The following is a 23,741-nucleotide window of genomic DNA, read 5'->3' as shown; positions in this document are numbered from 1 at the left end:
CACCCTGTGAAAAGAGGCTCATTTGATGGCGGGACGGACGTTTATTCCCCCGGCAACTCCAGCTTGCTGTAACCCAGTCCATTCATCTTCCGCACCCTGATCTGCACCGGAATACGTTCTTTCATCGCTTCAACGTGACTGATCACGCCGATGGTTTTACCGCTGGCGTTCAATGCGTCGAGGGCATCCAGCGCGGTGTCGAGTGTTTCGGCGTCCAGCGTGCCGAAGCCTTCATCAAGGAACAGCGATTCAATGCGCGTTTTATGGCTGACCAAATCAGACAGCGCCAGCGCCAGTGCCAGACTCACCAGGAAGCTCTCGCCGCCGGACAGCGTGCGGGTATCGCGCGTGGCATCGGCCTGCCAGGTATCGACCACTTCCAGCTCCAGCTCATCGGTGACACGGCGTTGCAACAGGTAGCGTCCGTGTAAGCGATCAAGCTGACGGTTCGCCAGCCATACCAGATGATCGAGCGTTAATCCCTGGGCGAAGCGGCGGAATTTATCGCCTTTGGCTGAACCGATTAAATCATTCAGGCGACCCAGTTGCGTCAGCTCCACCTCGTCATTGGCAATCTGCGTCAGTAATGATTGCTGCTGCTGACGCTGTTGGGCATCACTGTGCAACTGCTGCTGCGCTTCACCCTGCTGACGGGCATTGTCGCGCAGGGCCAGACGCAGGGATTCCAGCTGTTCAGTGATACCCGCCGCCACTTCGTCACTTAGCGTGGCAGGGCGCTGTTGCTGATGGGCAGTGACGCGCTGCGCCAGCTGTTGGTGCAGGGTAATCTGCTGCTGACGCTGTTGCTCCAGGGCTTGCAGATGCTGGCGCAGATGCTGAATGTCCTGTTCGTCCAGCAACGCGCTGCGCAATGCCTGCTCGTCGGCGAAGTCGCTCTGCTGGAGTGCGCTGTTAAACGCCGTTTCTGCCGCCTGCATACGCAGATGCATGGCCTGAAGTTGGCTATCAATTTGCTCACACTGACCATTCAGGCTGTGCAGCTGACTTTGTGCCTGCTGCCACAGTTGTAACTGCTGCGCCAGCGCCTGTTCGCACTGTTGCAGCAAGGCCTGCTGCTGCTGACGCGCAACGCTCACCTGACGATCGCCAAACAGTTGCTGACGCTGCTGCTGCTGTTCTGCGTGCTGCTGTTGCAGGCTGCTGAGCGCGTGCTGCAATGTCTCCAGCTGCTGCTGCTCGCGCGTCAGGTTGCTTTGCAGGTTGTTCTGCTCGCTGTCGGCTTTAGCCAGTTGCGGCTGTAACTCAGCCAGCAAGCGCTCACTCTGCTGCCAGGCTTGCCAGCGCTGCTGCAACGTAGCCAGCCAACTGGCACGGGCATCGCGTTCGGGCAGCGCAAACTGATGTGCCGTAAGCTGCTGTTCCAGTTGCTGCGCTAACTGCTGCCAGGCGCTATGTTCCTGCGTTTCCCGCTGATTAAGTTCATCCAGCGTTTGCTGCAGGTTGTTCAGTTGCTGTTGTGCCAGCAGTTGTGCGCTATGCTGCTGCTGCCACTGTTGTTGCTGTACCAGATGCGCGTCTTTGGCCTGTTGTAACGCTCGCGCCGCATTTTCGCGCTGCTGCAGTTGCTGCTGCTGCGTGGCTTCCTGCGCATCCTGCTGCTGTTGCCACGCCGTAAAGACTTCCTGCTGATCTAACGTGCAGGTAAGTGCCAGCTCACCGCTGAAAGCTTGCCACTGCTCGCGCGCCACCGCGAGTTGCTGTTCGAATTCGGCAATCTCCTGTTGCAGCACCTGCTGCTGCTGCAGCGACAGCTTGTGCTGTTCACTTTTCGCCGTGCCTGATTCTTTGAGCTTGTTAACCCGCGCTTCCTGTGCCGCCAGCCGCTGTTGGTTTTCACCCGGTTGTAATTGCTGATACTGCGCAATAGCCGGATGCTGGCACGAACCGCACAGCGGGCAGGGCTGATCGGGCTGCAGCCGGGCGCGTTCATCAGCCAACTGTGCAATGGTGCGCTCCAGCTCGCAGATTTTGCGCAGATCGAGCAGCGTCTGGTTCTCACGTTTGTAATCGTCGCGCAGTGCCTGCAAAGCGCGTTCGTCTTGCTGATGCTGTTGCTGTAACAGCGTGAGTTTTTGTTGCCGCTGTTGCAACTGCGGCTGCAACGATTGCCAGCGCGCCGCCAGTAAGCTGAGCTGGTGGCGTGCCGCGCGCTGCTGTTGATGCTGTGTCAGCGCGTCACGCAGTGAGGTGCTGCTGATTTCAGTCTCAAGTGAAGTGAGTACCTGCTCCGCTTGCTGACGTTGCTGGCTGGCCTGCGTCTCAGCCTGCTGCAGAGGTTGTAACCTGCGATTACCTTCGGCAATCGCCTGCTGCTGCTGGGTCAGTTGCGCGTTTTGCTGCTGCTGTTGCGCACGAAGTTGTGTCAGCGCCTGCTCGCGTTCATCGAAACGGGCGATATCAGCTTGCCAGCGCGTCAGTTCTGGCCCCCAGTCTGCTACCGTCGCTTCACGGCTGCGAAATGTCTGCTGTTCTGCCAGCTGCTGTTGTAAGCGCTCACGTGTTAGCAGATGCTGACTGAGCGCGATCTGGCTTTGCTGCACTGTCTGTGACTGTTGCGCATGCAGGCGCTGCTGCTCCGCCAACTGCTGTGCTCGGCTGGCGAGCTGTTGGTCGAGCGGAATCACCTGTTCGGTAAGCAAGGTTTCCAGCTGCTGCTGATCGGCGAGTGCCTGCTCACGCGCTTGCTGTGCCGTCTGATAACTTTTTTCACCCTGCTGCAGCGCGGTTTGCGCATTTTGCTGCTGCGTGTGGAGCTGCTGCGCCTGCTGGGTTGCGAGCTGGTAATCTTGTTGCAACTGCTCACGCTGCTGAAGTTTTTCTCGCAGCTTTTCAGCCGGTTCCGCGCGTGCCAGGCGTTGGCGATCGCTTTCCGCCCGCTGCCATGCCTGTTCGGCATCCAGGTTCGCCTGTTCGACTTGCTGCTGCTCCTGCGCCAGCTGTTGCGAGTGCGTCAGCCACTGTTGTTGCTGTTGCGCTTGCTCAAGCTGCTCGCTCAGCGTTTTTTCCTGCGCCGTTAAGGCTTCAACCTGCTGCATCAGCTCTGTGCGACGCGTCTCATCCAGCAGCATCATGCCGCCAGCGCGGGCGCGCAGTGTCTCCAGATCGCTGCGTGCGGTGCGCCAGCGCTCGTAAATCTGCATCGAGATTTGGCCGTAAATTTCGGTGCCGGTGAGTTCTTCCAGCAGTTCGGCGCGTTCGCCCGGCTTGGCGTTGAGGAAGGCAGCGAACTGGCCTTGCGACAGCATCATTGAACGGGTGAAACGGTCAAAATCGAGGCCAGAAAGGGTTTCGATGAGCTTGAGTTTGTCACCCACCTTATCGGCCACAATCTGGTTATCCGCCACGCGCGCCAGCTCGACACGCGGTGCCTGCAATTTGCCATCCGCCTGGCCGCGTGCGCGGTTCTGGCTCCAGAAGGCGCGCCAGGCTTCGCCTTTGATCTCAAATTCCACTTCTGCCAGACATTCGGCGGTGTCACGGGTGATCAGTTCGTTTTGCGTCTGGGATAGCACGCCAAGGCGCGGCGTCTGGTGATAAAGCGCCAGGCAAATGGCATCCAGCAAGGTGGTTTTCCCCGCGCCGGTCGCGCCGGTTATGGCAAATAAGCCGTTGCTGGCAAAGGGTTCACGGCGGAAATCGATAAACCATTCACCGCGCAGCGCATTGAGGTTTTTAAAGCGTAACGTCAGGATTTTCATGCGGACGGGTTCTCCAGCGCGGCGAGGGTGGTGCGGAACAGTTGGGTGAGTTGCTCGGCTTGTTCGGCATCTAACTGATCTTCCTGCGCCAGACGGCGGGCGAACACTTCTTCGACTTTCAATTCGCTTAGCGTTTCATTATCCATGCGTGCCAGGCTGCGCTGACGCTGTTCGCGGCTGCGGCGTACCAGTAGCACTTCCACCGGCAGGGCTTCGGTCAGTTGCTCAACACGGCGCTGTAAATCGCTGAGATATTCTTGCGTGGTGATTTCAATATCAAGCCAGACGGGCTGCTCGCGATCTCCCTCGCTAAATTCGCTCAGCTGTTGTTCGATCTCCGCCATTGAGCCTTTTAGCATCTGCATTGGCTGGAACTGCGGGATCGGGAGGGGAGTGACGCTTTCCAGCTGAGCGCTGAACTCCAGCAGGAACACGCTTTTCTCGCGACCTAATTCATCAAAGCTCAGCGGAATCGGTGAACCGCTGTAGCGAATATGATCGCTATCAGCAATGCGCTGGGCACGGTGAATATGGCCAAGGGCAATGTAATCCGCGGCGGGAAACGCCTGCGCCGGGAAGGCATCCAGCGTGCCGATATAGATATCGCGCACCGAGTCGCTTTTGGTCACGCCAACGGTGGTGAGATGACCGGTGGCAATGATGGGAAGTGCGCGATCTGCCCGCTCGGCCAGCGCTGCGGCATAACACTGTTGATAATGCTGCTCAATCGCTTCCAGCAGTGAGATCTGCTTCTCGCGCCCGGATTGTCCCGCCTGGCTGCGCAAAATATCGCGCGGACGTAAATAGGGAATCGCGCACAGCAGTGCGCCCGGCGTGCCATCGCGTTGATGCAGCGTCAGCACCTGCTGTTCGCCCTGTGGTGTGGCGCTGGTGATCACTCGCGTATTTAAACAGGCGAGTAACTCGCGTGATTCATTCAGGGTAGCGACAGAATCATGGTTGCCCGCCAGCACAATCAATTCACAGTGCGTTGGCTGTAGCGCCACCACGAAGCGGTTAAACATTTCACGCGCATAGCTCGGTGGCGAACCGGTATCAAACAGGTCTCCCGCGATGATTAAGGCATCCACCTGATGCTGCGTAATCTGTGCCAGCAGCCAGTCGAGGAAGGCTTGATGCTCGGCCGCCCGGCTTTTGCTGTAAAAGAACTGACCAAGATGCCAATCCGCGGTGTGAATGATGCGCATGAATACTCCCTGCTTCGTTAAGCGAAGGCGAATTATAACCTCTTCAGATCGCAAAGAAAAAAAAGCGATAGTCGTTGTCACATTTCTGTTTTATCACTATCTATCATAGGGAGGGTTTTTCATAAAAGTGTCATAAAACTGACGCATAATGGCGCCGCAAATCCCAGTGACCTATTGTCACAAAAGCAGGAGTTATAATGGCTAAGCGCATTTTGGTTGTGGAAGACGAAGCTCCCATCCGTGAAATGTTATGTTTCGTGCTGGAACAGAATGATTACCAGCCTATTGAGGCAGAAGACTATGACAGCGCGATTGGTAAGCTGATCGAACCCTGGCCTGATTTAATTCTGCTGGATTGGATGTTGCCTGGCGGCAGCGGTATTCAGTTTATTAAACATTTGAAACGTGAAGCCATGACGCGCGACATCCCGGTGATGATGCTGACGGCACGCGGTGAAGAAGAAGATCGCGTACGCGGTCTGGAAGTCGGCGCCGATGACTACATCACCAAGCCTTTCTCACCGAAAGAGCTGATGGCACGTATCAAAGCGGTGATGCGCCGTATTTCACCGATGGCGGTGGAAGAGGTGATTGAGATGCAGGGTCTGAGCCTCGATCCTTCCTCGCATCGCGTGATGTCGGAAAGTACCCCGCTGGAAATGGGACCCACCGAATATAAATTGCTGCACTTCTTTATGACGCATCCGGAGCGTGTTTACAGCCGTGAACAACTGCTGAACCACGTATGGGGCACCAACGTCTACGTTGAAGATCGTACCGTTGATGTGCATATCCGTCGTTTACGTAAAGCACTGGAAGTATCTGGCCACGATCGCATGGTTCAAACCGTACGCGGAACAGGGTATCGTTTCTCTGCCCGCTACTAAACGGAGTCTTTTACCGTGCTGGAACGACTCTCCTGGAAGAGATTATTGACTGAGCTGGCGCTGGTCTGTTTGCCCGCGCTGGTGCTTGGTCTGTTGTTCGGTTATCTGCCCTGGCTACTGCTGATCGCGGTGTCAGGTGTGATGTTTTGGCACTTTAGAAATCTGATGCGTCTGTCGCACTGGCTGTGGGTCGATCGTTCTATGACGCCGCCCGCCGGTCGCGGTAGCTGGGAGCCCTTGTTCTACGGCTTGTACCAGATGCAACTGCGTAACCGCCGTCGACGTCGCGAGCTGGGTAACCTGATTAAGCGCTTTCGTAGCGGCGCGGAATCCCTGCCGGATGCAGTGATCCTGACCACCGAAGAGGGCACCATTTTCTGGTGCAACGGGCTGGCACAACAGCATCTCGGGCTGCGCTGGCCAGAAGATAATGGCCAGAACATCCTCAACTTGCTGCGCTATCCTGAGTTTTCCCGCTATATCCGCCAACGCGATTTTGACAAGCCGCTGACGCTGGTGCTGAACAATCAACATCATATGGAATTCCGTGTGATGCCCTACAGCGAAGGGCAGTGGTTGATGGTGGCGCGCGATGTCACCCAAATGCACCAGCTGGAAGGGGCGCGGCGTAACTTCTTTGCCAACGTCAGTCATGAACTGCGTACGCCGTTAACGGTGCTACAGGGCTATCTGGAGATGATGGACGATGCGACGATGAACGAGCGCACGCGCGGCAAGGCGTTGCATACCATGCAGGAGCAAACGCGTCGCATGGATAGCCTGGTGAAACAGTTGCTGACCTTGTCGCGTATCGAGGCCGCACCGGCTATCGATCTCAAAGAGACGGTGGATGTTCCGGGCATGCTGCAACTGTTGCAGCGCGAGGCGGAAACGCTGAGCCAGGGGCGACACAGCATCCATTTCCGCACCGATCCGCACCTCAAAGTCTTCGGTAATGATGAACAGCTGCGCAGCGCCATTTCTAATCTGGTGTACAACGCGGTGAATCACACGCCGGAAGGGACGCGCCTGGATATCAGCTGGCTGCGCACCAAAGAGGGCGCGGAGTTCAAAGTGTGCGATAACGGACCGGGGATCAGCGAGGAGCATTTACCGCGCCTCACCGAGCGTTTCTATCGGGTGGATAAAGCCCGATCGCGCGCCACCGGCGGCAGTGGCTTAGGGCTGGCGATCGTTAAGCATGCATTGAGTCACCATAATGCACGGCTGGAAATCACCAGTATTCCGCATCAGGAAACCTGTTTTAGGTTCGTGCTGCCGCCACGTTTGATTGTGGCGAAGAGCGTGCACAGTAAGGTCAGTTAAGCACGATGAAGTGGCGCAATTGATTGCGTGATGAATCGCGGCGCGACAGAATGTGCAGTTCAATGTTCCTGACCTGATTTGCGGAAGACCTGATGAGATCGCTGTTGCTGTTCACGTTGCTGCTGTGCTCTACGCTGGCACAAAGCCAACAAACCATGCTCACCGGCAATTTGAGCAGCGTCGGTTCCGACACCCTCGGCTATCTGATGACCTTATGGGGCGAGGATTTCAGCCGCCAGTCACCGGGCGTTAACGTTCAGGTACAGGCGGCTGGATCCTCAACCGCACCCACCGCGCTGGCGGCAGGCGCTGCCCAGCTCGGGGCGATGAGCCGCCCGATGCAAATTGATGAACGCCAACTGTTTACCACGCGCTACGGCTATCCCCCGCTGGCGGTGCCGGTGGCGATGGATGCGCTAGTGGTGGTGGTCAATCAGGACAACCCGCTAACGCGTATCGATCAACCGCAACTCGATGCCCTTTTCTCTGTCACTCGTCTGTGTGGTGCGCACTCGGTGCCGCAGCACTGGGGCGATCTTGGCCTCAACCAGGGAGATTGGGCGCGACGCAGTATTCAGCGTTTTGGCCGTAATTCGGCATCAGGTACCTGGGGCTTCTTCAAACAGCAGGCGCTGTGTAAAGGGGATTTCCGCTCAGACGTCGCGGAGTTTCCCGGCTCGGCGGCGGTGGTGCAGGCCGTCGCGGCAACACCCAACAGCATTGGTTATGCCAGTTTTGGTTTTCACTTAAGCGGCGTGAAGATGGTGCCCATCGTCACTGCCAGCGGCGATAGCGTGATGCCGGACGCCGAAACCATTCGCAGCGGCCGCTATCCGTGGTCGCGTCCGCTCTATATTTACGTCAATAAAGCGCCGGGCAAACCGCTGCCGCCGCTGGTGAATGCGTTTCTGCATCAGGTGTTATCACCTGAAGGGCAGCGCCGGGTAACTGAAGCCGGTTATTTGCCACTTTCCGAAAGCCAGATGGCCCAGGCACGTGCCGCCATTGAGTAAAATGGAAGAACGAGCACCCGATCATGAATTTTATTCACGTCACCTGAATTTTCTTCCATTGCCCAATTTGTTTCAGCATGTCACTCTTTATGGACATTTAGCCATCCAGATGGCTATAAATAACCGGGTGAAATTATACCCTGACGCAATTATGCGTTTAGCCAGGAGTGAACATGCCACAACAACAACCGTTCCGTGCCGATACCGTCGGCAGTTTTCTGCGTCCTGCGGCGATCAAGCAAGCGCGCGTGCAGTTTGCCAATGGCGAGATCACGGCTGAGCAGCTGCGTCAGGTAGAAGATAAAGAAATCCGCCACGTGGTCGAGCAGCAGCGCGCCAACGGCCTGCAAGTGGTCACCGACGGCGAGTTCCGTCGCGCCTGGTGGCACTTTGACTTCTTTGGCGATCTGCAAGGCGTTGAGCTATTTGAAGCGGAGCAGGGCATCCAGTTCAACGGCGTGCAAACCAAAGCGCACGGCGTGAAAGTCACCGGCAAGGTGGCCTTTAATTCACATCACCCGATGCTGGATCACTTCCGCTTCCTGAAAAGCATTGCGGGCGACGCCGTGGCGAAAATGACCATCCCAAGCCCAAGCGTGCTGCACTTCCGTGGTGGCCGTAAAGTGATCGATGCCACCGTCTATCCCGATCTGAAAGCGTACTTTGCTGACCTGGCGCAGACATACAAAGATGCGATCGCGGCTTTCTACGCGGCGGGCTGCCGTTTTCTGCAGCTGGATGACACTGTTTGGGCTTACCTGTGCTCTTCGGATCAGCAGCAGCAGATCCGTGAGCGCGGTGAAGATCCGCAGGAACTGGCGCGTATTTACGCTGAGGTGCTGAACAAAGCGCTGGAAGATAAACCAGCTGACCTGACCATTGGTCTGCATGTGTGCCGCGGCAACTTCCGCTCAACCTGGATTTCCGAAGGTGGCTATGAGCCGGTGGCCGAGATTCTGTTTGGTCAGGTGAATATCGATGCTTACTTCCTCGAATATGACAACGAGCGTTCCGGTGGTTTTGAGCCGCTGCGCTTTATCAAACCCGGCCATCAGCAAGTGGTATTGGGTCTGATCACGACTAAGAACGGTGAACTGGAAGATCCGGAGCAGGTGAAAGCGCGCCTGCAGGAAGCTTCTCAGTTTGTGAGTCTGAACCAGATTTGCCTCAGCCCACAATGTGGCTTTGCCTCGACAGAAGAGGGCAACAGCCTGACGGAAGCGCAGCAGTGGCAGAAGATTCGTCTGGTGGTCGATATCGCCAATCAGGTGTGGTGATGCTGTAAACTTGTGCAAACAGGCGCGTAAATCGCGCCTTTTGTGCATTTAAGAGCCCGGTTTTGCGAGGAGATCTCCCGTGATGCGGAAACTTTAAGCAAATCATCTGAGGTGTTTTCACGCTATTCCCCGCTGATAAACTGCTTTGCGTCACTTTCTTGTTATATCCTTCTGGTTTTCCGATCCCGTATTGCCTTTCTTCGCTATAAACGTTTTAATTTGCGCCGTTGTCGATTTATCCCTCTGCGAACAGAAGAAAAGTAGATTAAATCACCTGCGCTTTAACGATTAGGCCCGCATAACGCTCTGAACTCATCAGATAAGCCTTTGTTTTTGTGCATGCAGAGGACAACACGCACTCAACTTCCACCGCAACATCAGCTACAGGCAGTACAGAAGTTTATGACACATCGTTTAACCTCCAAGGATATCCTGGCGCTGGGCTTCATGACGTTTGCCCTGTTCGTAGGCGCAGGAAACATTATCTTTCCACCGATGGTGGGGATTCAGTCTGGCGAACACGTCTGGGTTGCCGCTTTCGGCTTTCTGATTACGGCCGTTGGCTTGCCGGTGATGACCGTTATCGCCCTGGCGCGCGTGGGCGGCGGCATTGATGCCCTCAGCTCGCCAATTGGTAAAGCCGCAGGTCTGTTGCTGGCAACGGTTTGCTACCTGGCGGTCGGTCCGCTGTTTGCTACGCCGCGTACGGCGACCGTGTCGTTTGAAGTGGGGATTGCTCCGCTGACTGGTGATGGCGCGCTGCCGCTGTTTATCTACAGCCTGATTTATTTTGCGCTGGTGATTGGCATTTCCCTGTATCCTGGCAAATTGCTGGACACTGTCGGCCACTTCCTCGCTCCGCTGAAAATCGTGGCGCTGACCATTCTCGGTCTGGCAGCACTGCTGTGGCCGGCCGGTGGTATCGCGCCTGCTACGGCTGATTACCAGCGTGCGGCCTTCTCCAGCGGCTTCGTTAACGGCTATCTGACCATGGATACGCTGGGTGCGCTGGTGTTTGGTATTGTTATCGTCAATGCGGCACGTTCTCGCGGCGTTGAAGATGCGAAATTGCTGACCCGTTACACCATGCTGGCGGGCGTGATTGCCGGTGTTGGCTTGACGCTGGTGTACCTGAGCCTGTTCAAACTCGGTTCTGGCAGTGCTGGCCTGGTTGATCAGAATGCCAATGGTGCAGCGATTCTGCATGCGTATGTGCAGCAGACCTTTGGCGGCATGGGCAGCTTCTTCCTGGCAGCACTGATCTTCGTGGCCTGCATGGTGACGGCGGTTGGCCTGACCTGCGCCTGTGCGGAATTCTTTGCGCAATACCTGCCGTTGTCGTATAAGACGCTGGTGTTTATTCTGGGTCTGTTCTCGATGGTGGTGTCGAATCTCGGCCTGAGCCACCTGATTCAGATCTCGATTCCGGTGCTGACGGCGATTTATCCACCGTGCATCGTGCTGGTGGTGCTGAGCTTCACCCTGAAATGGTGGAATAAGAGCACGCGTATTATCGCGCCAACCATGCTGGTGAGCCTGCTGTTTGGCATCGTTGATGCCATCAAAACCACCAATTTTAAAGATGTGCTGCCGCTGTTTAGCCAGCATCTGCCACTGGCCGATCAGGGACTCTCCTGGTTGCCGCCATCGCTGGTGATGCTGGTGATTGCCGCGGTGGTCGATCGGGCAAAAGGACGCGAACAGGTCGCTGCCCACTCGTAATCGACATTGCTGTTAATTTCAACCACGGGCTTGCCCGTGGTTTTTTCATTTACAAGGTATTGGTGTTATGCAAGAAACCAACAAGCTCAAACGCGGACTGAGCACGCGCCACATCCGTTTTATGGCGCTGGGATCGGCAATCGGTACCGGGCTGTTTTACGGCTCGGCGGATGCGATCAAAATGGCAGGCCCCAGCGTGCTGCTGGCGTACATCATCGGCGGTGCGGTGGCGTACATCATCATGCGTGCCTTGGGTGAGATGTCAGTGAATAACCCGCAGGCCAGCTCGTTTTCGCGCTACGCGCAGGACTATCTGGGGCCGTTAGCAGGTTACATCACCGGCTGGACCTACTGTTTTGAAATCCTGATTGTGGCGATTGCCGACGTGACGGCTTTTGGTATCTACATGGGCGTGTGGTTCCCGGAAGTACCGCACTGGATTTGGGTGCTGTCGGTGGTGCTGATTATCGGTGCCATTAACCTGATGAGCGTGAAGGTGTTTGGTGAAGTCGAGTTCTGGTTCTCCTTCTTCAAAGTCGCCACCATTATCATCATGATCATCGCCGGTTTTGGCATGATTTTCTGGGGCATCGGCAACGGCGGTCAGCCTACGGGTATCCATAACCTGTGGACCAACGGTGGCTTCTTCGCTCACGGCATTGTCGGTATGCTGCTGTCACTGCAGATGGTGATGTTTGCCTATGGCGGCATTGAAATTATCGGTATCACCGCCGGTGAAGCGGAAGAGCCTGAGAAGTCGATTCCACGCGCCATTAACTCCGTTCCGCTGCGTATTCTGGTGTTCTATGTCGGCACGCTGTTTGTCATCATGTCGATCTATCCGTGGAACCAGGTCGGCACCTCCGGCAGTCCCTTTGTGCTGACTTTCCAGCATCTGGGCATCGCGGCGGCGGCATCGATTCTTAACTTCGTGGTGCTGACGGCGTCACTGTCGGCGATCAACAGCGATGTGTTTGGCGTCGGGCGTATGCTGCACGGCATGGCGCAGCAGGGCCATGCGCCGAAGATGTTCCAGAAGGTCTCGGATCGCGGGATTCCTTGGGTCACCGTGCTGGTGATGATGGTGGCGATGCTGATCGCCGTGTATCTCAACTACCTGATGCCGGAAAAAGTGTTCCTGGTGATCGCGTCGCTGGCGACCTTCGCCACGGTGTGGGTGTGGATCATGATTCTGCTGTCGCAAATCGCGTTTCGCCGCAAAATTGGCAAAGAGCAGGCGGGTAAACTGCAATTCGCCCTGCCTGGCGGCAGCAAAACCGCCTGGTTTGGCGTGGCTTTCCTGGTGTTCATCATTGCCTTGATCGGTTATTTCCCTGACACGCGCGTGTCGCTGTATGTTGGCTTCGCGTGGATTGTGCTGCTGTTGCTGGCCTGGCCGCTGGCGAAAAAGCGGAAAGCCTGATCATTCTGATGCGCATAACGGGTGGGATGTTTGCCCGTTAAGCGTGGAAGGATAGGTAGTGTTCAGGGCGGGAGAGATTCTCGCCCTGAGCTTTTAAGTATGATGAAAAGCGCAGGGCGAAGCACGACTACCAGTTGCTACCCAACGCAATCTCTCCGCCCGCCGGGCTCAGGTGATTGTCATCATAATAGAGCGGCAATCCTCCGCTGGTGATCAAACAACCCTGCTCATTACACAGATTCTCTCGCAGCGATAACACGCGTACGCCTTGTTGCTTATAGCGCTGCAATAATTTCTCCAAGGCCTCTTCCGGGAACTGGAACAATCTGGTGCGCTCAGAGAGCAGCGGCGGGGCTTCCCACTTGCTCAGCCAGGCGCTCAGTTCGCGACGAATCGGGATATTACGGTTATTGCTGTAGCGCAGCGGGTCAACGTCCACTGAAGGCGCATCCTCTATTACCGTGACCTTTTTGCCCGCCTGAGTCAGCTGAGCCACCACGCGATCCATACCCGCTTGCAGCGCCTCAAGATTACTCTTTTCAGGATGATCGGTTTCGCGGAAACCGGCACCGGGCAACAGGCTCATACCCGATGCCCAATAGGCGCTGATCACCACTTCGTCCACCTTGTCGCTCAGCACCATCTTCAGCACTTCCTGATTAAAAGTGATGCATTGCTGCGCATGATGTGGCATTTGGCTCACCACGCGCGTGGCACCAATCAGAAACGGGCAGGAGGCTTTGGTGAGTTGATACAGCGGTTTATGCTGACGTTGTGCATAGCCCGACACCGAAGCACGTAGTGCGGCAGCGTGACTGTCGCCAATTAAGGCGATACCGGGGCGATCGGTGTTTGGATGACACTCCTCATGCCCGGAGGGCAGGTTAGCCCCGTAATCAAGCAAGCACGGATTACGCTGCGCCGAGATTTTCCAGCTGTCCGCATTCACGACGAGTTCACTAACCCGCGATTTCATGCCCCCGGTTTGCCACAACAGCAGCATCGCACCCGCCGCAATCAGGGATGAGGCACAGTAGCCGGGGATTACCCAACGCGTGCCCATGCGCGTCTGGCGGAAGGGCTGCTCGACAAAGCGCCACGAAAACCAGGCCAGACCCAGCGCTGCACCGCAGATCATCAAACCTTGCCAGACGGTAAGGGGGTGATCGCTACAGATGCGCGCCAGACTTAGCAGCGGCCAGTGCCACAGGTACCAGGAATAAGAGATCTTGCCGATAAAGCGCATCAGCGGATATTCTAACAGTAACTGGTTAAGCTCGCTGCGCGCACCGATCATCAGGCAACCCGCCAGCACGGGAATGATCGCCAACCAGCCCGGAAATTGGCTATGGCTACTAAGCAACAGGCTGGCGGCGATAATCATCACCCAGCCCAGCAGATTGAGCAGGCTGGCCGCTCGGCCGGTGAGGGGTTGTGGTTTCCACAGCGCCAGCAGCACACCGGCACCGAGTTCCCAGGCGCGGGTTGGCAACAGATAAAAGGCGTGGGTGGTGGCAAACGGTGTGATCCCGATACAGGCCACCAAAGAGATCACACTCAGTATCAGTACCACAGAGCGCATCGAACGTTTGAGTCGTACGGCCAAAAGCAGAATGAATGGCAGCACAATATAGAACTGTTCTTCTATTCCCAATGACCAGGTCATGAGCAGGGGATTTAAATCGGAATCGGTACTGAAATAGTCACCGCTCTTGAGTAGCAGCATATTGGGTACGGCGATAAATACCGCCAGGCTGTATTTGGCCAGCTGGCTGAACTCTAGCGGTGAGAGCAGGATGAAGCCCAGTAGCAGCAATATCGTCATCATGAAAAATAACGCGGGAGCGATACGTTTAATGCGGCGTAAATAAAATTGATAAAATGAGAAGTGACCCTCGGATATTTCCTTGCTGATAATACCGCCGATCAGAAAGCCGGAAATAACAAAGAAGAGGTCGACACCAATAAAGCCACCCTGCAGCGAGGTGACGCCGGAGTGAAAGAGTACCACCAGAATGATGGCGACGGCGCGCAGGCCGTCAATATCCGCCCGATAACGGTGAGAGGCATTCGCAGTCATAATTTAACCCAGAAGTTAGGATAAGAATGGTTATGCGTTCCAGAAAAAATAAATCGGCGCATCCTGTCGCCGATAAAAGTTACAAAGGAGAAAAATGGGTATTACAAGGGATGATTGACGCTGACAGAATACGCGCTTTTAGCCGCTAAATATCAGGGCGGAAGAAAATTAGAATAATCGCAGATTAAGGTGGTATTTGTATTTACACCGCTGAAGCATAAATAGCGAAAAGATAAGCCCGGATTATCCTTCAGGCTTATCTTTCATGATGTGGTGAATCGGCTACAGGCTGATATGCGCGGGTAACAGTGCTTTAAGCTGGGGGTAGATAACGCTATTGGCGAGCAGCACAGGATTGCCCTGCTGCAGACCGTTGTGACCAAGGTAATCATTGGTTATGCCGCCGGCCTCACGCATCAATACAATCCCAGGTAAACCGTCCCACGGATTCATATGCGCTTCGTAATAACCAATTAAACGACCAGCGGCGGCCCAGGCACTCATTAATGCGCCAGAGCCATTACGGATGAACATCCCGCCCTGTGACAGCAAGCCACCAATAAAGGCTGTCAGCGGTTCTACCGGCTGACTGTTCGAACTGCTGATGCCGAGCACGCCCTGATTGAGATGCTGAGCGCTGTGCGCCTGAATACGTTTTTCGTTAACCCATGCGCCTTTACCACGGCAGGCGTGGAAGGTTTCATGATGGTTGGGATCGCAGACCACGCCAATTACCGGTTCATTTTCGCAGACAATCGCCAGTGACACGCACCAGTTATGTAATCCATTCAGGAAGTTACTGGTGCCATCAATCGGGTCAATCACCCAGACAAAGCGCGCACCTGTAGTTTCACCACCGCTCTCTTCACCCAGCACGGCGTCATCGGGAAAGCGTTCGTAAATCAGGTGCTTGACCAATTCTTCCACGTTGCGGTCGGCTTCGCTAACCACATCCTGTAAATCCTTTTTATGCTCAATCACCAGTTGATGACGCTGCTGATACCAGGATAAAGCGCGGCTGGCTGCAGTTTTAGCGACATCACAGGCAAAGTGATAACGCGCGTCAAGTTCGGTTAGCGTAGCTGATGACATCTTTCCCTCTTATCATTTTCTGACAAACGAAGTGACAAAAAACGCCGAAACAGGCGACCTGGCGGTGTGACCTACTTAACAAAAGTTAAGAAAGGTTTCATTAAGCCGCAGATGAGTGCGGCTGGCAAGAGGCGTAAATGCTGGGATTGTGAAAAAAAAGCGGGTTTAGAGTTGCTGGTGGCGCGCAGCGTCCATCAGGCGCGGATAGAACTGGAAGAACAGCGGTTCAAGTTGCTGATAATGATCGACAAAATCCTGATAGGAGTCGCGCAGTGCTGCCAGACGCGGGCGGCGATGTGCCATACCGCTCAATACGCGGGCCAGCCGCGTTGGTTCGGCATAGTGCTCAAACCAGCGCTCGCGCCACATCACCGAATTGAGTTCGATGAATCCTTCTGGCGTGCCGGGCAGTTGCGGCATGATTTCACGCTCGGCTGCCGCCGTGAACGCGACCAGCGATTGGGAAGGGTGCAGCTGGTCCCAGTGCAGCGCGAGGAAATGATCCCAGATGACATCCAACGTGATGGGCGCAACGCGACGAGTTTCAGCGCGAAAGAATTGCCGCGCTTCACGCACTTCCGGCAGGTTATCCGTCAAAACATCCAGTCGGCGATGCATAGCGATGCCCGCCACAACCGGTTCCGGCCATTGCGATTGCACATTGCCGCGCACGAAGTCGGCCATCAGATTGCCCAGCAGGGAGCTGTCTGCCAGCTGTGCGAGGTGAAGGTGAGCGAGAAAGTTCATGGCGCATTATAGGCAGAATCACAGATATGCAGCCAGTTGTTCAGAATTTGCCGCTTTTCCGCTAAACTATGCCGCCTGTTTTTTGAGTCCTGAAAGAAGTGATGCATGCGTGTAGCCGATTTTGCTTTTGAGTTGCCAGAATCTTTGATCGCCCACTATCCGCAGGCGCAGCGCAGCGGTTGCCGCTTGCTGGCGCTGGATGGCCCAAGTGGGGCGTTAAGCCATGAAGTGTTTACCAACGTACTGGATAAACTCAATCCGGGCGACCTGCTGGTGTTTAACAATACCCGCGTTATTCCGGCGCGTGTCTTCGGCCGAAAAGCCAGTGGCGGCAAAATCGAGATGCTGGTGGAGCGCATGCTGGATGACAAACGCGTGCTGGCGCATGTGCGTGCCTCGAAAGCGCCGAAGCCGGGTGCAGAGCTGCTGCTGGGCGATGACGAAAGCGTCAAAGCCACCATGGTCGCGCGCCACGATACGCTGTTTGAAATCGAATTTGCCGATGACCGCGCAGTGCTGGATATCCTTAACAGCGTCGGTCATATGCCGCTGCCGCCGTATATTGATCGTCCGGACGAAGAAGCGGATCGCGAACTTTATCAAACCGTTTACAGTGCGCGTCCGGGTGCGGTAGCCGCACCGACCGCCGGTTTGCATTTTGATGAACCGTTGCTGGACGCGCTGCGCGCGAAAGGCATCGAAATGGCATTTGTCACGCTGCACGTTGGCGCAGGTACCTTCCAGCCGGTGCGCGTCGAGAACATCAATGACCACATCATGCACTCTGAGTATGCCGAAGTGCCGCAGGATGTGGTGGATGCGGTGCTGGCGTGTAAAGCGCGTGGCAACAAAGTGGTCGCGGTGGGCACCACCTCCGTGCGTTCTCTGGAGAGCGCGGCGCAGGCGGCTCAGGATGCGCTGATTGCACCCTTCTTCGACGACACGCAGATCTTCATCTATCCCGGCTATCACTATCAGGTGATTGATGCGCTGATCACCAACTTCCATCTGCCGGAATCGACGCTGATTATGCTGGTGTCAGCATTTGCCGGTTACAAAAATACCATGGCGGCTTACCAAAGCGCGGTGGCAGAGCAGTACCGTTTCTTTAGCTACGGGGATGCCATGTACATCACCCGTAATCCACAGGCTCCTGACGAAGTGGTTGGAGCTTAATAATCAGACTGTTTCTCTGATTATCTAATGAGGTCAATGTGAAATTTGAATTAGATACCACCGACGGGCGCGCGCGCCGTGGCCGTTTGGTGTTCGATCGTGGTGTGGTGGAAACCCCGGCATTCATGCCTGTGGGCACCTACGGCACCGTGAAGGGCATGACGCCGGAAGAAGTGAAAGACACCGGCGCGCAGATCCTGCTCGGTAATACCTTCCACCTGTGGCTGCGCCCGGGCCAGGAGATTATGAAACTGCACGGTGACCTGCATGATTTCATGAACTGGCAGGGACCGATCCTCACTGACTCCGGCGGCTTCCAGGTGTTCAGCCTCGGTGACATTCGTAAGATCACCGAAGCGGGCGTGCATTTCCGTAATCCGATCAACGGCGACCCGATTTTCCTCGATCCGGAAAAATCGATGGAAATTCAGTACGACCTCGGTTCAGACGTGGTGATGATTTTCGACGAGTGTACGCCGTATCCAGCAGACTGGGATTACGCCAAACGTTCGATGGAGATGTCACTGCGTTGGGCGCAGCGTAGCCGCGATCGCTTTGATTCACTCGGGAATAAAAATGCGCTGTTCGGCATTATTCAGGGCGGTGTTTACGAAGATTTACGAGATGTCTCGGTTAAAGGTCTGGTAGATATCGGCTTTGATGGGTACGCTGTGGGCGGCCTGGCGGTGGGTGAACCTAAAGAGGACATGCACCGTATCCTGGAACACGTCTGTCCGCAAATTCCGCAAGATAAACCGCGTTATTTGATGGGCGTCGGCAAGCCAGAAGATCTGGTGGAAGGCGTTCGCCGCGGTATCGATATGTTTGACTGCGTCATGCCAACGCGTAATGCGCGTAATGGTCACCTGTTTGTGACCGATGGCGTGGTGAAAATCCGTAACGCCAGGTATAAAGATGACACGGCAACGCTGGATGCGGATTGTGATTGTTACACCTGTCGCAATTATAGCCGCGCCTACTTGTATCATCTTGATCGTTGTAACGAAATACTGGGCGCACGTCTGAATACGATTCACAATCTGCGCTATTACCAGCGTCTGATGGCGGGTTTACGTAAGGCCATCGAAGAGGGTAAATTAGAGCACTTTGTTAGCGAGTTCTACCAACGGACGGGTAAAGCGGTTCCACCGTTAAACGTCTGATAATTCTATCAATGAGGGAAATTTAATGAGCTTTTTCATTTCTGACGCCGTTGCCGCAGCAGGCGCTCCGTCTCAGGGAAGTCCTTATTCTCTGGTGATCATGCTGGTGGTGTTTGGTCTGATCTTCTATTTCATGATTCTGCGCCCGCAGCAGAAACGTTCTAAAGATCACAAGAAGCTGATGGATTCCATCTCTAAAGGTGATGAAGTGTTAACCAGCGGTGGCCTGGTAGGTCGTGTGACCAAAGTGGCTGACAACGGCTACGTTTCTATCGCCCTGAACGACACCACTGAAGTAGTTGTAAAACGTGATTTCGTGGCCGCCGTTCTGCCGAAAGGTACTATGAAGGCGCTGTAATTTTTTCTTCCCGAAGGGAACTGCCGTGTTAAACCGTTATCCTTTGTGGAAGTACATCATGCTGGTCGTCGTGATTCTCGTCGGCCTGCTCTATGCGCTTCCTAACCTTTATGGAGAGGATCCGGCCGTTCAGATCACTGGTGCGCGCGGTGGCGCCGCCAGTGAACAGACGTTGGATCAGGTCCAGACTTTATTAAAACAAGATAATATCCAGAGCAAATCCCTCGCTCTGGAAAATGGCGCCATTCTGGCCCGTTTTGACAATCAGGATGCGCAGCTGCGCGCGCGTGATGCCATCACTACCGCGTTGGGCGACAACTATGTTGTGGCACTCAACCTCGCGCCGGCTACTCCGCGCTGGCTGACCATGCTGGCTGCACAGCCGATGAAACTCGGTCTTGATCTGCGTGGCGGCGTACACTTCCTGATGGAAGTGGATATGGATACCGCTCTGGGCAAGCTGCAAGAGCAGAATGCCGATGGCCTGCGCAGTGACCTGCGCGACAAAAGCATCCCGTATACCAACGTCAATAAAATCGCTAACTACGGTGTAGAAGTGCGTTTCCGCGACGGTGCCAGCCGTGATGCGGCGATCAGCTACCTGTCACCGCGTCATCGCGATCTGGTGATCTCCAGCGTCGGCAGCGATACGCTGCGTGCGGTGATGACCGATGCGCGTCTGAGCGAAGCCCGTGAGTATGCGGTTCAGCAGAACATCAATATCCTGCGTAACCGTGTGAACCAGCTTGGCGTTGCCGAGCCTCTGGTGCAGCGTCAGGGTTCTGACCGCATCGTGGTGGAACTGCCGGGTATTCAGGATACGGCGCGTGCCAAAGAGATTCTGGGTGCCACTGCAACCCTGGAATTCCGTCTGGTAAACACCACCGTTGATCCAACTGCCGCGGCGAGTGGCCGTGTGCCGGGTGATTCGGAAGTGAAAGAGACGCGTGAAGGCCAGCCAGTGGTGCTGTACAAGCGTGTGATTCTGACCGGTGACCATATTACCGATTCGACGTCCAGTATGGACGAGTACAACCAGCCGCAGGTGAACATTTCACTGGATGGCGCGGGCGGTAACATGATGTCGAACTTCACCAAGGACAACATCGGTAAAGCGATGGCGACCCTGTTTGTGGAGTACAAGGACAGCGGTAAGAGAGACGCCAACGGTCGTGCAATCCTGGTGAAACAGGAGCAAGTGATTAACGTGGCGAACATTCAGTCGCGCCTCGGTAACAGCTTCCGCATCACCGGTATCAACAACCCGAACGAAGCGCGTCAGCTGTCGCTGCTGCTGCGTGCCGGTGCGTTGATCGCGCCAATTCAGATTGTGGAAGAGCGTACCATTGGTCCAACAATGGGCCAGCAGAACATCACTCAGGGTCTCGAAGCCTGCTTGTGGGGTCTGATCGCGTCCATTCTGTTTATGGTGGTGTTCTATAAGAAATTTGGTTTGATTGCGACCAGCGCGCTGCTGTGCAACCTGGTGCTGATTGTCGGCATCATGTCACTGCTGCCGGGTGCGACACTCACCATGCCGGGGATTGCCGGTATCGTGTTGACGCTGGCGGTTGCTGTCGATGCCAACGTGTTGATTAACGAACGTATTAAAGAAGAACTGCGTAACGGACGCTCGGTACAGCAGGCGATTCACGAAGGCTACAAAGGCGCCTTCTCCAGTATCGTCGATGCCAACGTCACTACGCTGATCAAAGTTATCATTCTTTATGCGGTCGGTACCGGCTCCATTAAAGGCTTTGCGATCACCACCGCTATCGGTATCGCGACCTCAATGTTCACCGCTATCGTCGGCACCCGTGCCATCGTTAACCTGGTTTACGGCGGCAAACGCATCAACAAGCTGTCCATCTGAGGAGTGCGTTGTGGCACAGGAATATAGTATTGAGCAGCTAAACCACGGGCGTAAGGTCGTCGACTTTATGCGCTGGGATACGCTGGCATTCATCATCTCCGGTCTGCTGATTGTGGCGTCTATCGCCATTATCGGTGTGCGAGGCTTCAACTGGGGCCTCGACTTTACCGGCGGAACGGTGATTGAGATTAACCTGGAAAAACCGGCCGATCTGGACGCACTGCGTGAAGGTTTGGTGAAAGCGGGCTTCCAGGAGCCGCTGGTGCAGAACTTTGGCAGCAGCCGTGACGTGATGGTGCGTATGCCGCCAGCCACCGGTGCAGCAGGTCAGGAGCTCGGCAACAAAGTCGTGACCTCCATCAATGAGACGACGCAGCAGAACGCGACCGTGAAGCGCATTGAGTTCGTCGGCCCAAGCGTGGGTAGCGATCTGGCGCAAGCCGGTGCGATGGCGCTGCTGTCGGCACTGATTGCGATTCTGATCTATATCGGCTTCCGCTTTGAGTGGCGTCTGGCGCTGGGTACCGTGCTGGCACTGGCGCATGACGTCATTATCACCTGCGGCATTCTGGCGTTGTCACACATCGAGATCGACCTGACGATTGTCGCGTCACTGATGTCGGTGATTGGTTACTCGCTTAACGATAAAATCGTGGTTTCCGACCGTATTCGTGAGAACTTCCGCAAAATTCGTCGCGGTTCTTCCTACGATATTACTAACGTGTCGCTGACCCAGACGTTGAGCCGTACCCTGATCACCTCGCTGACCACGCTGGCGATGATTCTGATTCTGTTCATCTTTGGTGGTGCGCTGCTGAAAGGCTTCTCGCTGACCATGCTGATCGGTGTCACCATCGGTACCGTTTCATCGATCTATGTTTCTTCTGCTCTGGCATTGAAACTGGGTATGAAGCGTGAACACATGCTGGTGCAGAAAGTGGAGAAAGAGGGCGCAGATCAGCCTTCTATCCTGCCTTAATTCTGCTGATGAAATGAAACGGGCTGCCTAAGGGCAGCCCGTTTTTTTATGCCTGCTGATCAGGGCGCGGTTTTGGTGGCTGCTGTGCTCTGCACATCATGCACGCGCACAAAGCCGAGTTGCTCCGGCGTCAGTCCGCTCAGGCGCAGCGGCACTGTTACCGAACTGCGTGGCATCAGACTCGCCTCAACCTGAATGGTCTGGCTCAGACTCTCCGCATTCAGCGGTTTGCCACTGGCTGGATCCAGCTCACCCCACACCACCGTGGCGCTCAGCGCGGGGATCGGCTGGTCATCGGTGGAACGGATATTCAGGTTGGCGCGACTACCACTGGCTTCCCCCTCGACGCGAGACAGTGACAGGCGCAATTTGCCCACCTGCGTCTGTAACTCGACGGGAGTGTTGGCTTGCGGCAACAGCCATGCCCCCTGGGTTGATTGCCCATTGAGTTGACCCTGAATTTCCAGCGCCGTTGCCTGATTGGTGAGCTTGCGCATCTGCTGGTTAAGCTGGCTGACTTCCTGATGTAACTCTTTGACCTGCGGTGAAGTCGGCGTTGAACTACAACCACTGAGCACCAGCAGCGAAAGTGCGGCGGGCGCCCAAAACGTCCTGATCGTCATGCATTGTCCTTTCTGTTATTTCGGAATACGTAATACCTGGCCGGGGTAGATCTTATCAGGATGCGTCAGCATTGGCTTGTTTGCTGCGAAAATCTTGTTGTATTCATTGGGATTCCCGTAGACCTGTTTGGAAATCGCACTCAGGGTGTCGCCTTTTTTCACCGTATAGAAATCGGCTTCTGGCGCACTGTCGGTGACGGTGACCTTGTCATCGACCTTGGTAATCCCTGCCACGTTACCGGCGGCCACCAGGATTTTCTCCTTCAGCTCCTGTGAAATGCCATCACCGCTCACGGTAACGGTGTCGCCTTGCACATCGACTTTGACTTTATCGCTGTCAGGTAAGCCGAGTTGATTAATATGATCCTGTAGTTTTTTGCTGGGATCGTCAGCGCCAGTGACGGCATCCCATAACTTTTCACCTGCTTCTTTCACGAAATTGAACAGACCCATGTGACCTCCTGCAAATGTGCCGGATTGGCTGTTTAAGCTTAGTGGCTTTTCTTGTTTACAGAGCGTGACATCCTGCATCTGTGAGCCAGGCGGTGATTCGGTCGCGTGTATTCAGTTGCTTTGAAGATCGCGCTACACTGTGTGGCCTATTTATCTCGCGACAGGAAACGTCATGCATTGCCCCTTCTGCTCCGCTGTGGATACCAAAGTGATTGATTCTCGCCTGGTCAGTGAAGGTTCATCGGTGCGTCGCCGCCGCCAGTGTCTGGTGTGCCATGAGCGTTTTACCACCTTTGAAGTGGCTGAGCTGGTGATGCCGCGCGTGGTGAAAAGCAACGATGTGCGTGAACCCTTTAACGAAGATAAGCTCGCCAGCGGCATGATGAAGGCGCTGGAGAAGCGCCCGGTGAGCGCCGATGCGGTGGATAACGCCGTCAACCACATTAAAACGCAACTGCGTGCCACTGGCGAGCGCGAAATTCCCAGCAAGCTGGTCGGTAATCTGGTGATGGAAGAGCTGAAGAAACTCGATAAGGTCGCTTACATCCGCTTTGCTTCGGTGTACCGCAGCTTCGAAGATATCCGTGATTTTGGCGAAGAGATCGCCCGCTTACAGGACTAA

The 23,741-nt window shown here is 55.3% G+C and carries 19 protein-coding genes; 12 read left to right on the top strand and 7 right to left on the bottom strand.

Features of this window, described 5'->3' with window-relative positions; genetic code table 11:
• Positions 1–41: 41 nt before the first annotated feature.
• Positions 42–3,719 (bottom strand): SbcC/MukB-like Walker B domain-containing protein, encoded by a 3,678-nt coding sequence (locus tag CRO33_RS06520; RefSeq protein WP_097117513.1) that lies wholly within the window; start codon positions 3,717–3,719, stop codon positions 42–44.
• Positions 3,716–4,927: an exonuclease subunit SbcD gene (gene sbcD / locus CRO33_RS06515; RefSeq protein WP_097117512.1), complete on the bottom strand. Its 1,212-nt coding sequence runs from the start codon at positions 4,925–4,927 to the stop codon at positions 3,716–3,718. Before sbcD ends, CRO33_RS06520 begins: the two co-directional genes overlap by 4 nt.
• A 197-nt stretch (positions 4,928–5,124) precedes the next feature.
• Here sbcD and phoB point away from each other — a divergent pair, with 197 nt between their 5' ends.
• The 6 genes from phoB (at position 5,125) to proY (ending at position 12,575) form a co-directional block, all read left to right on the top strand.
• Positions 5,125–5,814, top strand: a complete 690-nt coding sequence (phoB, locus tag CRO33_RS06510) for a phosphate response regulator transcription factor PhoB (protein ID WP_034830536.1) — start codon at positions 5,125–5,127, stop codon at positions 5,812–5,814.
• A 15-nt stretch (positions 5,815–5,829) separates the two neighbouring features.
• Complete coding sequence (phoR, locus tag CRO33_RS06505) at positions 5,830–7,140, top strand: phosphate regulon sensor histidine kinase PhoR (protein WP_097117511.1); 1,311 nt, start codon at positions 5,830–5,832, stop codon at positions 7,138–7,140.
• 92 nt (positions 7,141–7,232) lie between these two features.
• Positions 7,233–8,153, top strand: a complete 921-nt coding sequence (locus CRO33_RS06500) for a PstS family phosphate ABC transporter substrate-binding protein (RefSeq protein WP_045833908.1) — start codon at positions 7,233–7,235, stop codon at positions 8,151–8,153.
• A gap of 173 nt (positions 8,154–8,326) precedes the next feature.
• Positions 8,327–9,430 (top strand): cobalamin-independent methionine synthase II family protein, encoded by a 1,104-nt coding sequence (locus tag CRO33_RS06495; RefSeq protein WP_097117510.1) that lies wholly within the window; start codon positions 8,327–8,329, stop codon positions 9,428–9,430.
• 402 nt (positions 9,431–9,832) lie between these two features.
• Complete coding sequence (gene brnQ / locus CRO33_RS06490; RefSeq protein WP_097117509.1) at positions 9,833–11,152, top strand: branched-chain amino acid transporter carrier protein BrnQ; 1,320 nt, start codon at positions 9,833–9,835, stop codon at positions 11,150–11,152.
• Between the two features lie 67 nt (positions 11,153–11,219).
• Positions 11,220–12,575: a proline-specific permease ProY gene (gene proY, locus CRO33_RS06485; RefSeq protein ID WP_097117508.1), complete on the top strand. Its 1,356-nt coding sequence runs from the start codon at positions 11,220–11,222 to the stop codon at positions 12,573–12,575.
• A gap of 127 nt (positions 12,576–12,702) precedes the next feature.
• Here the strand turns inward: proY and CRO33_RS06480 are convergent, their stop codons facing one another.
• The 3 genes from CRO33_RS06480 to CRO33_RS06470 all read right to left on the bottom strand — a co-directional run bounded on the left by CRO33_RS06480 (position 12,703) and on the right by CRO33_RS06470 (position 16,494).
• On the bottom strand, positions 12,703–14,655 hold the full coding sequence (locus CRO33_RS06480) for an acyltransferase family protein (protein WP_097117507.1): 1,953 nt from the start codon (positions 14,653–14,655) through the stop codon (positions 12,703–12,705).
• Between the two features lie 282 nt (positions 14,656–14,937).
• Positions 14,938–15,747 carry an inositol monophosphatase family protein gene (locus CRO33_RS06475; RefSeq protein WP_097117506.1) on the bottom strand — a complete coding sequence of 270 codons (810 nt, stop codon included), beginning with the start codon at positions 15,745–15,747 and terminating at the stop codon, positions 14,938–14,940.
• A gap of 165 nt (positions 15,748–15,912) precedes the next feature.
• Positions 15,913–16,494 carry an ACP phosphodiesterase gene (locus tag CRO33_RS06470; RefSeq protein ID WP_097117505.1) on the bottom strand — a complete coding sequence of 194 codons (582 nt, stop codon included), beginning with the start codon at positions 16,492–16,494 and terminating at the stop codon, positions 15,913–15,915.
• 105 nt (positions 16,495–16,599) lie between these two features.
• Between CRO33_RS06470 and queA the strand changes: the two genes are divergently transcribed.
• From queA to secF, 5 genes are read left to right on the top strand one after another with little or no spacing between them, the layout of a single operon-like run.
• Positions 16,600–17,670: a tRNA preQ1(34) S-adenosylmethionine ribosyltransferase-isomerase QueA gene (queA, locus tag CRO33_RS06465; RefSeq protein ID WP_097117504.1), complete on the top strand. Its 1,071-nt coding sequence runs from the start codon at positions 16,600–16,602 to the stop codon at positions 17,668–17,670.
• Positions 17,671–17,708: 38 nt separating this feature from the next.
• Complete coding sequence (gene tgt / locus CRO33_RS06460; RefSeq protein WP_097117503.1) at positions 17,709–18,833, top strand: tRNA guanosine(34) transglycosylase Tgt; 1,125 nt, start codon at positions 17,709–17,711, stop codon at positions 18,831–18,833.
• A gap of 25 nt (positions 18,834–18,858) precedes the next feature.
• Positions 18,859–19,191: a preprotein translocase subunit YajC gene (gene yajC, locus CRO33_RS06455; RefSeq protein WP_034831018.1), complete on the top strand. Its 333-nt coding sequence runs from the start codon at positions 18,859–18,861 to the stop codon at positions 19,189–19,191.
• Positions 19,192–19,216: 25 nt separating this feature from the next.
• Positions 19,217–21,064, top strand: a complete 1,848-nt coding sequence (gene secD, locus CRO33_RS06450; protein ID WP_097117502.1) for a protein translocase subunit SecD — start codon at positions 19,217–19,219, stop codon at positions 21,062–21,064.
• A 10-nt stretch (positions 21,065–21,074) separates the two neighbouring features.
• On the top strand, positions 21,075–22,043 hold the full coding sequence (gene secF / locus CRO33_RS06445; RefSeq protein ID WP_038648607.1) for a protein translocase subunit SecF: 969 nt from the start codon (positions 21,075–21,077) through the stop codon (positions 22,041–22,043).
• A 59-nt stretch (positions 22,044–22,102) separates the two neighbouring features.
• Here secF and CRO33_RS06440 read toward each other — a convergent pair whose 3' ends face one another.
• Entirely contained in the window at positions 22,103–22,666 is a 564-nt protein-coding gene (locus tag CRO33_RS06440; RefSeq protein WP_097117501.1) for a DUF3251 domain-containing protein, read from the bottom strand.
• A 15-nt stretch (positions 22,667–22,681) separates the two neighbouring features.
• Positions 22,682–23,119, bottom strand: coding sequence for a peptidoglycan-binding protein LysM (lysM, locus tag CRO33_RS06435; RefSeq protein WP_045833917.1), 438 nt, complete (start codon positions 23,117–23,119; stop codon positions 22,682–22,684).
• A gap of 172 nt (positions 23,120–23,291) precedes the next feature.
• Between lysM and nrdR the strand changes: the two genes are divergently transcribed.
• A complete protein-coding gene (gene nrdR / locus CRO33_RS06430; RefSeq protein ID WP_034831027.1) occupies positions 23,292–23,741 on the top strand; it encodes a transcriptional regulator NrdR in 450 nt (149 codons plus the stop codon).

The organism is Pantoea sp. GL120224-02 (genome assembly GCF_900215395.1).
Classification (GTDB): Bacteria; Pseudomonadota; Gammaproteobacteria; order Enterobacterales; family Enterobacteriaceae; genus Pantoea; species Pantoea communis.
The sequence above is the reverse complement of the archived record's forward strand: the minus strand, read 5'-3'. Positions and strand labels throughout refer to the sequence as shown.